Raw genomic sequence first — 12,864 nt, forward strand, 5'->3', positions numbered from 1 at the left:
TGCTGATAGTGATTTCCCCTTTACTAGATAAGATAAATAAACCTATTAATAGGCAGTTCGTACACAAGAGCGGCCGGCCGTTCGATTATGCCGCCTACGCCGCATCCCTTCCGTTAAGATTCGCTCAGATATCGTGTACACCCAGCGCAAGCGTTTCGTACTGAGGCCTGCGAGTGACTCGAACCGTTGCGCCAGGCTCTCCGCTAAACTCATTAAGCGGTCTTCACGCGCTAGGGCCGCTATATTTATGCGCTTAATCTCGCGCCATACTACTCCAGCGACAACCGCAATTGCCGCGATTATCACACCGTTAATAACCGTATTCATCCGTTAATCCGTCTCCTTTACGTGAAAAAGCCGCCCCGAAGGACGGCCGTAATGCATGTGCGTATAATGGTAGAGACAGCGTGTCCCGAGCGTATGTTATTCGCAAAGTTATAGCGAGCGTAAAGAAGCCCCACGCGTGGTGGCGGAGGATCGTGCGTGCTTGAAGCGCGTTAGTGCGCAGTAAGAGGAGGATGAAAAGTAGACATCAAAAAAGCCACTCCGGGAATGAAGTGACTTTTTTAACCAATTTGATGGTTTATTGATGGTTTAACTAATTTTCAAACACATATTGCTGAATTTATTATTCCGCTCATTTTTCCGAAGATATACGAAGTCTCTATTTTCATAGAATTGATAGCAATCATCTTCTGTTTCAAGAGTTACAAAAGTACACCCACTAATTTCAGATATATCTTTTGCAGCATAAATTGCTTCAAATAATAGATATTCTCCCAAACCAATTTTTTGATACTTTTGATTTACTCCTAAAAAGTGAAGTCTAATTGCAGGAAAAATGTTTTTTTGATCTTCGATATCAATCCATTGTTGTTGAGTTCGCTTACTTTTCATAACTGAAACCGACTCATTGAATAATGAGAAAAATCCAATAAAATTATGATCTTCATCAAAATATAGTCTGGTTTTAACTAAATTTACGTCATTTAGTTTTAAAGCTTCCTCTTTTAAAAAATTATTCACCAAAACTTTTCCACAATCAAATGATTCAATAACACTTTGATGACTTGAATTTATAATTTCGCAAACAAGAACAGAGTCAGACATTGATTATTTCCTCGGCTTTGCTCTTTTATGATTTTTAAATCTATCTCCCATTTTTGCAAATGAAGGTGTTTTCTTGGTTGCAAATTCTATAAATTTATAATAATCCGCTTCATCTAGGGTGATTCTCATTTCATCGATAGGTTTAGTCGCTGCTGCCATATCGTTTTCCTCCTTATGCTTCTCTTTCTTATCCACATAATCACCTCCTAGATTACTCTAGCAAAAGATCAATGCAGATAAACGAGAATCATGTTCTCAATAATCAAATAGTTTTCTCCAAATAATTTTTATTTCGGACGAATAAATAATAGATTGTCAGGATATAATATATAATAGAGAAATCTACCGAGTATTGGGATAATTTAATTATAGCCTACAGCGATAATCTTAGCAATAATTAACAGTGTTTTTTGCATATGAAAATCATCATTATTTGGACACTATTATTTGAATAGAATTTTGGCTACTAAATAGTACTATAATTATTAGTAGATTTTTTGCACGATAATACAACTCGAAATTTAAGAGCCATTCAGAAACGTATAAGAATGGCTCTTTTTTAAAGCATATTTTTTACATCTCACTACTACGCAGTATGGTCCTAATGCAAATCAAGTACCCGTGAAAGGTCTGTCTTAGGTCCAGTCTGCTTTAAGTGTATTCGAAGAACTCGCTGTTATATTTGCGGGCCTCCGATAATTTTTTCGTTAATCTCTACCGCAGCCATTTAACGAAGTAACCGTAATGCTTTCCGTAATCCAATAGCGTTCGATCGCGCAGTCCTCCGACCTTTTCGCATTAATCGCGAAGTCTACCGCCTGGCTAAGCGTTATCTTCGGAAACTCCTTTAGCGTGCGGGCTCCGTTGGGAACGCGCCGCGTACGTTTATTTAACGACACAAAAACGACCTCCAGTACGCATTAGTCGCGGACTAATAACGTAGTAGAGGTCGTAATCCACAACCCACAAACGGCGTTTTCCGGGTTGTTAACTCCGGGCCTTCGGGGTTGTTAACGTTCAATTCCACCGCTGCAATCCGTAGCTCCAAACGCCGTTCGCGAGGGGCTGACGTACCGGCTACCGTTCAGATCATCGAAGAGAAAACGCTGATGCTCCGCGTCTTAGCAAGGCTCAGCCGCCGGATTCCCCGCCTCTTCCTTCGTGCGGAACGAGGAGCCGCAGCCACAGGTGGCGCTGGCGTTGGGGTTGTTGATGGTGAACCCGCCGGTCATGCCGGATTCCTCGAAGTCGATCTCCAGGCCGTTCAAAACCCAAGCGTATCAAGGGATTTTTCGGTTCACTACAATTCAGAGTATAACTGTTAATTGTTTTGTAGGTTGTTGATTACGTCATTCCAAGCTTGTGAATCTCGCTGATTCTATTATACCCAAAGTTGGATGAACAGTACAGCTCAGGAAGCAAGCAAGAGACTATACAAAACATACGATTTACTTTCACCAGAATGACTAAAAAGGCACATAAAGTGGTATTAACCTGTTTACGCGCCTTTTTTATAATCTATAACGTCACTATTTTGAAATAGCTAAATCGTATTTATCAAGTTCATAAATATTTTCAAGCGTCTTTTCGATTATCTCAATACCTAGACGAATTGTTCTACGTTTTGGAAATTCAATTTCGTGAACTGCATAGTTACCTAATTTACGTACTTGGTGCAAAATATTTCTTTGGGGCAATGTTATTATCCCGAGTTCTTGCAAGCCATTGATTTTGCCTTGAAGATTGTTTGAACGTACCTTTTCTCCATCTTTTTCTACATGTGTACCATCTTCCTTATACACAAACCCATCCGATACTTTTATATCCTTACAAATTGCTTCGACTATTGTCCTAAGACCAGCTGCCGGAAGGAGATTAGCCTCTGTATTAAAGGATGCGACAACTTCATGATAAACCTGATTGATAAAAGTAGGTACATTTGTAAAGTTATTCACTTGATGAAACATCTTCTTATTTACTACCTCACGTTTTGGTTCTTCAGGATAAACTGTATAGGTAGTATCATAGAATAAGTGACCATTTTCATCTACCGCTTGACAATCATCACCAGAATATACGTTTGCAAAACAAACATTATCACACCCTAAACACTGAACTATATGGTATTCATCATGAAATTGATAATCGTCATAGTATGATGAACTAATGGTATAGGTTAAAGATACATTGTCTTTGCTTAGAGTATGATGATTAGTATGTCGTTTGCATCTTTGACAATATAATTTCTCGGATAATGTCTCCATTTACACTCTCCTTAAAATTCGGATTTGATCAAACAAACAGCCCTATTCAACAAAAGTTATAATGTCATTTTTAAAATTACCTTTTATCTGTTTTGGCTTCGAAAAGAAATCTATAAGCATCTCTTTTGAAACATCTCCTAGTTTAATCACCTTGTACTTTCGGTATTCAAATAATTCAAATTTCTTATTACTCTTAAAAGGTTCAACTACTGATAAGATACCTTTTACAGTGTTGGCGGAATCTCTAATAAAAATTTGATCTACAGTAATATTTCTCAGTTCGTATCTTTCTCCCTCATCACTTACTAATAAGACTCTGATAATGTCGCCCAGGTTTAGCTCAGCGTCTGTATAGAGAAACGTATTAGCTCCTTCTAGCCTAACATCGTTAGAGTTTGATTTTTGAATCTCGTTAGTCACTTTGTGAAATCTATTCTTAGCAAAGTCTAAAGTGTTAGTATTCATAAAAGAGAATACTTTTTCAAGCAGTAAATCTAAATATACAATTGAAAAGTCCAGACTTTTAAGCAAAACATCATTGAGTTCAACTTCATCATGTTTATGTGTTCTTTTAACGAATTCTGGAATCTGCGAATCAATTTCTCCATCATATAAATAGATTGTTGAAGAAATTTTTATACTATATTGATGTTTGTTTACATTATTAAAATCTTCTATATATTGATAAATTGAACTCTCAGATGTGCTTTTTAGATGGTTGTAAACTTCATTAAATTCATCTTTTTGATATTTATTTAGCGCCTCTGTTATATTCTTCAAAGAAACTGCGTCTAGAGGCTTTTGTTCATTGGCTAACAAACACTTGTTTACTATGTGTGCAGAATTATCAAATATACTATGCAAATAGTGAAAGAAACTAAAAATCAATTTTTCTTTAATAGTTTCATATTCTACCTCCATTGATAGGTAATCAATATTTAAAACACTATAATTTGAAGCTGACTTTTTTTTAAATAGTTCGCTTCTCCATTTTCCATTATCTTCTTTGAGCATTTTCTCCAAATTGTGAATAGCCTCATATTCAAGCTTCGCAAACATTAATTTTTTAAAGGTAGATTCTATGAATTGCAGTGAATCAAAAACTTTTGAATTTGATAGTATTTCAAGCGTAGATTTATTCATATATTTTGATAATAACTCTTCATAGTTCATAATAAATTCTCCTTATAAGATCAAGTTACTTCCCCATAACCTTCTTTACATACTTCTCAGCCCTATAATCCTTGCGCACCTCATGCAGTACACCGCTATTCGCTTCTGACCAAGACTCCAGTATCATCCTTGGCTCTCCTTCAATGATGTCACGTGCTGCGCCAGTGTCGCCACTCCTGAACGCCTCAATGACTTTCATCAAGTCAGTTCGATCTAGCAATTTCACATGGTTGATGCCAGCCAGTGTCTCGCAAGGCTCCGTAAACTTGGCTGTAGCGATCACAATGGCTTTTTTGGCTTTGTAGTAGCGCATGCAGGCGAAGACCTCTTGCACAGCACTGATACCCACAGGATTGTCAACGTGATACCGCTTTGCTTGCACAACATTCCTGACACCATCACGATCAGTGAAAACTACATCTGCTCCGAAATCGCGGCTCCCTACAGTCTTGTAGACTCCTGAATAGCCAAGCTCCATAAACAGCCTGTAAAGATACATCTCAAAACCTGAGCCATCTTCCATCTTGTCTATTTCAGTAATGGTAATGGCTTTTAAATCGTAATTTTCTTTAGTAAAGACTGCTGTTCTCTTTTGTTTACGTTGGAAACTCACAACCAACAGACCAAGCACAACAAACACTACAACCATTAATACAGTTAAAACATAGATCATTAGGGCTACCTCCAAAATAAACTAGTAAAATCATACCATATTTTCCTTGGGAATAAATCAAGTTATTGGGTTTTACAACACAGAAAAAAAGACAACCATTTTTGGTTGCCCATTATCCTACTTAAGAAAGACAGCATTTAACTGAAGGTGCTTTCTTCATTGTACAATTTGAAATTCTCTTATCACTTCCACACTAGTTCTTCACCAGCCATGTTTAAGCCCCAATACTCTTCCTGCCGTTTTTCTCTGCTAAAATCCTTTAAAATACTAGCTATATCATGTAAGTAACTTGGTTTTAGAAAATCATGATAAATAACGCCTATCATCTCCATTCCAATTTCCATATTAAACCCATCCTTTGATAACACGAACATACTTGTATTATAATCAGACGGAAAAAGCTTGTTCCCTTTATAGGAGGTTTCTTTGCTACTATTAAGCTCGTCATTCGTTTCAAACTGTATTCTTCGAACTTTCCATCCAAAGCTTTCAAATGACTTCTTTAGAGCTGTAAAATTGATAAAACTTTCAAGTATAATTTCACCAGAGAGTATTTGAATCACATCATTTTCATGAAATGGGAAAACAGAGTATGGAACTTTGTTTCTAAAGATTTCAGCATTTTTCATAAAGTATGTGTCTACATTCGAAAAAAATGTTTTATCCGTTGTCTTCTTAAACGGCACTGATAACTGCTTATTTAATCTTGGAGTATGTATGGCTCTAACAAACATCACATCATCAATATGCCTTTCACAAAATCCACTTTCATTTATCTGACAACGTTTAACAACTTCTTGAACCGTCTTTAAATAAGTCTCAACCGGAAATACTGCTCTTCCCAGCTTAACATTAGAGCTACCAACAGTTATTTGACCGTTGCGGATTACACTATTAATTTCAAGAATTTTAGCTCCTTGATTAGAAAGCTCCCCTCCTTTCTTTAAAATTCGTAAGTATTCATCATAAGTCCATATTTTCTTTCCTGATTTCTTTAATTCAACGATGTGTGGAAATCCATTGGGTTCCAAAATGGTTAGGTCGCCAATACGCAATATATTAGTAATATCATGGATTAGTACATTATTTCCTTCCATACTAATATTAGCGGCTACTAAGTCTTCATTTGAAATAGAAGAACCTATGTAACCTGGAGAGTTATTTTGTGATAGAAATCTCATTAGCGGTCTGTTAAAACCTAGAACTCTCCATGCATAACCATCTGCTATTTCTTTTATTATTTCTCTCAGTCTCTGAATGTACAGAACTTTTAAATCGTGTTTTGTACTTCCGCTCTTTAGTTGTTCACTTATAGCTGTTTCTAACTCAGTTAGGGTTCTTAAAATTGCAATCTGCAAAGAAACTCCATGAACAGTCGAACGCTGAAAACGACTTGATCTACTGATTCTAAGTATTTTCAACAGGTAAGGCTTCCAGTTTGTATAATACTTACTTGTAACAAAACCATAGATATTCATCAACTTTTCCTCTTTTATATTCATTTATCCACCTACTTCCTTTGTTTTCCATCTTTCTTACAATCGGTATTCAATCAGATTGTAACACCCTAGAGGAAAATTTCCACTAGGGTGTTTGCTGAATGGAGAACCGACTATGCTTCTTATTCCCTTATTATAAAACATAAAGTTCAAATGGATAGAAAAGTGGAAAAGCCTTATCACACACAAGAGTTGGATTATTTTTCGCTTATCTGTGAAAGGGGTAGTGGAATTTTTCCACTAGGTAGTACGCTCATTTCACTTGACCTGTCGCGGCAGAACAGCGCATGGTAAATCATGGTTTTCCTTAAGCCTTTCTGATCTAAACATACCCCCTCCATGAAAAAGAGCATCCTATAGATGCCCTCCTGTTCAACCACTATTCAACTTTACTCAGTTTGCCTTTTCGAATGTTCAATTCCCTGTACAGAGTTGCCTTTTTCACACCAGTCATTGTTTCAATATCGGCAATAGAATGTTCCTGACTGTCATACAACTTCAAAGCACGTTCAATCTTCTTTGAATCAGTCTTAGGTCGCCCTCCCTTCCTCCCCCTTGCTCTAGAAGCCGCTAATCCTGCTTTGGTACGCTCCACGATCATCTCTCGTTCCAGTTCTGCAATGACCCCTATCATCTTGAACATGGCTCTTCCTGTAGGTGTAGTCGTGTCCAATCCATCACAGACGCTCACCAGTTCAACTCCTAGCTTCACCAACTGTTCATAAACCTCAATCAGCTTCTTTGTCGAACGTGCTAAGCGATCAAGCTTGTAGACAACAAACACGTCCCCCTCCCGTAATGCATCAAGAGCCTTTTGTAATTCCACTCGATCATCTTTTGCTCCACTAGCTTTCTCAGTGTATATACGTTCACATCCAGCATTGCTTAAAGAATCCATTTGCAAATCTAAAGACTGATCTGCCGTTGAAACTCTCGCATAGCCTATCTTCATATAAATACCCTCCGTAATATCTATGTATTACCACAATTGTATCATTATTAGGTACGTTTTTACAACTTTGATTTTGATACGACTTAAGGAACTATAATCATCACAATTGGGGATACTTTCGTTGCATTTTCCCTTCGTCTGAAATACGAAGGTTTTTGAAACAAATGTTCAACTTAGTCAAGATTGTTGCATAAGAAGCAAGGAATTATTAGATAGGAAATCATATTGTTCTGAGGTAGGATAATAGAAGAGTTGGAAATATAACCAATTGAGGTGACTTGAATTGAGTAATCATCAAGCAAGATTTATTCAATTAAAATTAAATCAAATTTTAAGATATGACTCTGATGAAGTCGTACTTTTCAGTGGATATTACGAAAAGATCGAGAACATAAATTTAAAAAAAATATTTTCAATATTGCACACACAATTCAATAATTTATTCTCCTTTATGAATGAAAAAATACAAGTCAATCGACACTATAATGCAGACCCCAGCAGATCACTTAAAGATTTAATTCAATTCACTATATCGTTTCATGCGAACCTTAAGGATGAATATGCATTTAACATAAACGATTATTATGAGGATATCATGAAAAGTTGTAACTCCTTCCTTTCAACAAATGGAGGAAGCACGATACCTGAGGACTTTGATCTCATTAACATTATTGAAGATCAACCCATCTTCAACATAGCTAATACAAAATCGTTATCCAGCACAGTAAGCAGCACATCCGTACAAATGCGCTTAATTGGCGAAGGTTCGTATGCAACTGTGTTCAAGTACAAAGACCCCTTTTATAATTCTTACTATGCAGTGAAGAGAGCTAAGAACGAGCTACGCTCTGATGAACTAGAACGATTCAGAAATGAATTCAATGATTTAAACTCCTTATCTAGTCCTTTTATCATTAAGGCATTTTCCTACGATAATAAAAAAAATGAATATGTAATGGAGTATGCTGACGAAACATTAAGCAAATATGTAAATCGAAGCAATAATAGCCTTCTCTTTGAGAATAGGAGAGTGCTAATTGAGCAACTGTTTCGCGCATTCATGTATATTCACACCAAAGGTATACTTCATAGAGATATCAGCTTAACCAATATATTAGTTAAGCATTACGATGATGGTTCAACTTATGCAAAAATTTCTGATTTCGGAAACGTCAAACGTTTAAATAGCACCCTTACCAGACAAGGAACTGAAATAAAAGGTGTTTTAAATGATTACACCGATCTTGAAGTCATCGGATTTGAAAACTACGAGATAAGACATGAAACATATGCGCTGGGCAAGGTTATTTATTTCATTTTAACTGGACGTACCAGCAACTATCATTTGGAGAAAAACGAAGCACTAAAACAATTCATACTAAAGGCAATATCTTCAGACAAAAATTCTAGGTTTGCAAGTGTTACAAATATGAAAGAAGAACTGTATTCAAAAGTATACCCAATGCTCCGAAAATGACACAGAGGTGGTGTATCGTAGAAAGACTTAGATAACATAAAGGAGCCTCTCTGTAGGCTCCCTTATGCATCATTATAGATTAAGTTTGTAATATAAAAGCAGTATTATCATAGAAGGCTGTCTATCGCTCACTGTGACCAATCCAAGAATCCTCAACAAGCTTATGAATTTTTTAAATTCAGCTCCCTCCACATTCAGCAGCTTCGTTACGATTGAACTGATGGAATTATCAGCTCTATTCAACACAATCTATCGCTAGGTAACAGGAGGCGCAGCGGGGAACTGTTTAGCAGCCAAAACACACGAAATCCCGTAATTGGTTCAATCCCACCCAGCAGTCACATCAAAGCCATCTTCACCAGTATTTCGCTTCTTCCTACTGCCAAGCTTTTTCATAGCCCTCTTTATCCTAACCATCTCTTGTGAATCCAAAATATTCTTTTCAAGTTCAGCTTCAGCATTCAAAGAACGCAGTAATCGTTCTTTTGCTTTTGCCTTCATTTTGGAGAAATTAAATCCAGAATCCTCTAGCTTCTTCATTTTTGCTTCACAAAATTCACCAAACTCTTTATCCATGTCTTTTTGAAGATAGTACAAATACAAATCATTATCAGTGAGATTGGCAAATTTTCTTCCAGAGGTTTTTTTGTTCCAGTTCCCCCAATCAATCTCCACATTGTTTGTACTTATATAAGCTTTTTCCTCAGCTTCAATTGGTTCTTCTATGTTTTCATTTACATGATAGCTCTTCTTTGTATCAGAAACAGGAGTACTAATAACCTCATATTGATTTATTTCTTGACGGAGTTGTCTTGCATCATTGTAATAATAACGTCCACTTTGCTTTGTTATAAGCCCATCGTCTACCATTCGCTTTATAAGTGTTTTTGCAGATTTATCTGATATGTGTAGTAAACTTGCAAAGTTTGAATAAGCTATCTCTGATTTATTTTTCAAAATCAAACACAGTACATAAAACGCTTGGCTATCTCTAGAAGCTTCAAAAACAGAGAACGGAATGATTTCAAATCCTCTCATGAAACTTGGCAGTTCTAGATAGTAATCTATGGTTTTATAAACTATTATCAGCGGCGACTGATTAGTAATTTCCTGGTCTTCAAAAGAGATCACCTCTTTACCCTTTAATGAAAGAAGAGTCTCTTTTATTTTGTTTCTATTTTGATATTTATCCTTCTTGAGATTGATTTCAGAAGCTATTTGATTTATAGTTATTTTTGTCGTTTCTTTAAACCACTTAGCTTCGCTTTGCAAAATCACGTAGTAAACATAAAGTTCATCAGGTGTAAGCTTCTTTGTATTTTCAGTTAAAAATGCATTTGGTATCATTACAAATCTTTCATTTGAATCCATTTTCTCTTGTTTCATTACTTCTCCTTTTGCATATTCTGTCCAAGACACCTCCCATATAGTATGTAGGTATCTTCTGTAGTATAGTATGTTAAGCTGTGTAAATTCGTCGAGAAAAATTAACTGGACTACCAGCTGCTATTAAAATTTTTCAATTCAATTTCCGACTCAAATAGAGAATTCTCGATAGCCTATCCAGTAGCAACTTTCACATAAATGTTACTTATAAATCCCCCCTCCTCTAACTTCCCCCAAGACTTCTATGGAAGAGATTGTACGCAAAAAGCTCATGCCCCTCACGCACAATCTAAATATCCTACTTTGCAGCAAGCATTACTTTAATCTCATTCATTTCAATCTGAATTTTGTCGTACATAGTCTTAAGTTCTTCATACAATTGCAGCATAGCAGCCTTCGCCATATCGTCATGCCCATCTTTCATCTTCATGAGATGCACCGTTTGCTCAAGCTTAGACAATTTCTCAATTATATTCGTTTCCATGTTTCCACTCCTCCATTGTACTAATATTATTTTTCTTCTTTGCCACGCTCTTCCCTTGATATGCGTATCGCTTCTTCAACAGACAAGTCCGCATTCATTGGTGGCTTGCCAAGCTCCTGCCTCAGTAGGAGATACACATGTCCACACTCCGCGCACTCCCATCCATTATGGAAACCTAAATCTGGGTCTTCTCGCTCAGTCTCTACAAAGCTATCACTGCCACAGGAGCAATGCACAGGAGGTACAGATACATAATGTATTGGGATTGGTTCATCACGAATAATGAAAGGTTTCATGATCTCCTTACCGCCAATATAAACGTAAGGCATTGGCTCTACGCCTATGATTCCTGATCTGCACACATCAATCACGCATGTATGGACAGTTTCCTTGGCAACAGGAACATCTTTATCAAAAACAACGAGTATTTCCTGCTCAATCTCTGTTATCTGTGCGTTGTGCATTGGAAACTCCACTTCACCCACTTTGGGCAACTTTATATCAATCAGGGGTTCATCATCATACTTGTTGATAATTCTGATTCCCAGCATATTGTACGCAGCATCGTAAAGAAGGAAACAACTTACATCAGAACGAGTCTTAGTCCTCTCATGCTTGTGTTTCTCGTTGTCTTTGAGGTAAATATACATCATTGAATCTTCAGAAATTGTAATTTGCATGTCTATTAATCCCTCCAATTCTTCCAGCAAGCTTTACTTCAGGCGACCTATTTCACGTTCCAGCTCTTTCAACCGCTCCCAACAGGTATAAATATCCTGTACGTTGGTTGCAAAAAGTTGTTCAAGCCTTCTCACTCGCGCTGGTAGGGCAAAGTGGGAGGTTTCCTCAATCCCCTCACTCTGAATGATTACCAATTGCTCCTTTACCTCTTCAATTGCAGCAGCCAGCTTGTCTAGAGAAGAATCTGGTTGAATGGGCGTAGATTGCTGTTTATGCTTGTCCAGTGAGGAATCTGGTTGATTGAGCTTAGCCTCCTGTCTTCGCTCGTCTCTTTCTTTTCGAGCTTCATTGTTATATTGCGTTAATTTCTCCATATTCCTTTCATAGTCTAGCTGTAGTAGGTTTCGTTCTTCTGGTGAAAGCTTTGAATCATCGCCATACAGATCGCTCATTTGATCAATCACTAATTGCATCAAATCTGTTTTGTCCATATAAACCAGCCCCTTTAATCTGTGTTGTATCCACTAACAGCCTTATCACCTTTCTCACATAGATAAAATATATTTTCGGGAGTCATGCTAAAGCCTACTGTTCAGATACTCGTCATGCTCAAGTTTCATTTCCTTAGGGAAATTCATCAACTCTTTTTGTGGGACTATTGGGATATTATGATTGCGAACAACATAAACATTTTTATTATGCCCCTTCAATGAAACTTCCTGAATAAACCCAAGTTTCTTTAATCTTTTTAAAGCCTTACTTGTTCTTTCTATGCTCATACTACTTTCCTCGCTTAATTCTTTTTTTGAAACCTGAACTGCATTATTATTACTAGTAGTCCTCATGAGAAATGAAAGAAAGACACTGAACGCTTCACCCATTACACGCTTCCAGTACCTTCCGATATAATCGTCTACTCCAGTTCCTCTAAAAGTATTAATATCCGCTGTTGTCAGTATCCTGTCTCCTACTCTCTCAATAACAAAATTGCTTTGTTGTATTTCAAACTCTGTTAGAAATCTGACCTTGTTAGCAATTGTCATGTTATTGTTACTCTCCTTCTAAGTTTTTCATTTATTTCTGTTGTTCCAGGCTTCCCAAATCATATAAACAACGATAGTACACACGCCTCCTAGCCCAAATCCGAAAACGAAAGTCATGTCAA

Annotated in this window: 13 protein-coding genes and 1 pseudogene; 1 reads left to right on the forward strand and 13 read right to left on the reverse strand. The window is 36.9% G+C overall.

What is annotated here, in order from left to right; translation table 11 throughout:
* Positions 1 to 594: 594 nt before the first annotated feature.
* The 8 genes and pseudogenes from MKX51_RS25355 to MKX51_RS25390 form a co-directional block, all read right to left on the reverse strand.
* Positions 595 to 1,110: an N-acetyltransferase gene (locus MKX51_RS25355; RefSeq protein ID WP_340994318.1), complete on the reverse strand. Its 516-nt coding sequence runs from the start codon at positions 1,108 to 1,110 to the stop codon at positions 595 to 597.
* 3 nt (positions 1,111 to 1,113) lie between these two features.
* Positions 1,114 to 1,305 carry a hypothetical protein gene (locus tag MKX51_RS25360; protein ID WP_340994319.1) on the reverse strand — a complete coding sequence of 64 codons (192 nt, stop codon included), beginning with the start codon at positions 1,303 to 1,305 and terminating at the stop codon, positions 1,114 to 1,116.
* A gap of 926 nt (positions 1,306 to 2,231) precedes the next feature.
* Positions 2,232 to 2,378 (reverse strand): annotated as a pseudogene (locus MKX51_RS25365) (HesB/IscA family protein); the annotation flags it as partial.
* A gap of 261 nt (positions 2,379 to 2,639) precedes the next feature.
* A complete protein-coding gene (locus MKX51_RS25370; RefSeq protein ID WP_340994321.1) occupies positions 2,640 to 3,374 on the reverse strand; it encodes a DUF4145 domain-containing protein in 735 nt (244 codons plus the stop codon).
* Positions 3,375 to 3,416: 42 nt separating this feature from the next.
* Positions 3,417 to 4,547 (reverse strand): hypothetical protein, encoded by a 1,131-nt coding sequence (locus tag MKX51_RS25375; protein ID WP_340994323.1) that lies wholly within the window; start codon positions 4,545 to 4,547, stop codon positions 3,417 to 3,419.
* A gap of 25 nt (positions 4,548 to 4,572) precedes the next feature.
* Positions 4,573 to 5,220, reverse strand: a complete 648-nt coding sequence (locus tag MKX51_RS25380; protein ID WP_340994325.1) for a restriction endonuclease — start codon at positions 5,218 to 5,220, stop codon at positions 4,573 to 4,575.
* A 182-nt stretch (positions 5,221 to 5,402) separates the two neighbouring features.
* Positions 5,403 to 6,722: a hypothetical protein gene (locus MKX51_RS25385; RefSeq protein ID WP_340994327.1), complete on the reverse strand. Its 1,320-nt coding sequence runs from the start codon at positions 6,720 to 6,722 to the stop codon at positions 5,403 to 5,405.
* A gap of 376 nt (positions 6,723 to 7,098) precedes the next feature.
* Positions 7,099 to 7,671, reverse strand: coding sequence for a recombinase family protein (locus tag MKX51_RS25390; protein WP_340994329.1), 573 nt, complete (start codon positions 7,669 to 7,671; stop codon positions 7,099 to 7,101).
* Positions 7,672 to 7,954: 283 nt separating this feature from the next.
* On the opposite strand from MKX51_RS25390, the gene MKX51_RS25395 reads away from it, so the two are divergent.
* Positions 7,955 to 9,148 (forward strand): protein kinase domain-containing protein, encoded by a 1,194-nt coding sequence (locus tag MKX51_RS25395; RefSeq protein WP_340994331.1) that lies wholly within the window; start codon positions 7,955 to 7,957, stop codon positions 9,146 to 9,148.
* A 321-nt stretch (positions 9,149 to 9,469) separates the two neighbouring features.
* Here MKX51_RS25395 and MKX51_RS25400 read toward each other — a convergent pair whose 3' ends face one another.
* The 5 genes from MKX51_RS25400 to MKX51_RS25420 form a co-directional block, all read right to left on the reverse strand.
* Positions 9,470 to 10,534, reverse strand: coding sequence for a hypothetical protein (locus tag MKX51_RS25400; RefSeq protein ID WP_340994333.1), 1,065 nt, complete (start codon positions 10,532 to 10,534; stop codon positions 9,470 to 9,472).
* 298 nt (positions 10,535 to 10,832) lie between these two features.
* Entirely contained in the window at positions 10,833 to 11,018 is a 186-nt protein-coding gene (locus MKX51_RS25405; RefSeq protein ID WP_340994334.1) for a hypothetical protein, read from the reverse strand.
* Positions 11,019 to 11,044: 26 nt separating this feature from the next.
* On the reverse strand, positions 11,045 to 11,698 hold the full coding sequence (locus tag MKX51_RS25410; protein ID WP_340994336.1) for a hypothetical protein: 654 nt from the start codon (positions 11,696 to 11,698) through the stop codon (positions 11,045 to 11,047).
* A 33-nt stretch (positions 11,699 to 11,731) separates the two neighbouring features.
* Positions 11,732 to 12,190, reverse strand: coding sequence for a hypothetical protein (locus MKX51_RS25415; protein ID WP_340994337.1), 459 nt, complete (start codon positions 12,188 to 12,190; stop codon positions 11,732 to 11,734).
* Positions 12,191 to 12,277: 87 nt separating this feature from the next.
* On the reverse strand, positions 12,278 to 12,742 hold the full coding sequence (locus MKX51_RS25420) for a hypothetical protein (RefSeq protein ID WP_340994338.1): 465 nt from the start codon (positions 12,740 to 12,742) through the stop codon (positions 12,278 to 12,280).
* Positions 12,743 to 12,864 lie beyond the last annotated feature (122 nt).

The sequence above is a fragment of the Paenibacillus sp. FSL M7-0420 genome, assembly GCF_038002345.1.
Classification (GTDB): Bacteria; Bacillota; Bacilli; order Paenibacillales; family Paenibacillaceae; genus Paenibacillus_AQ.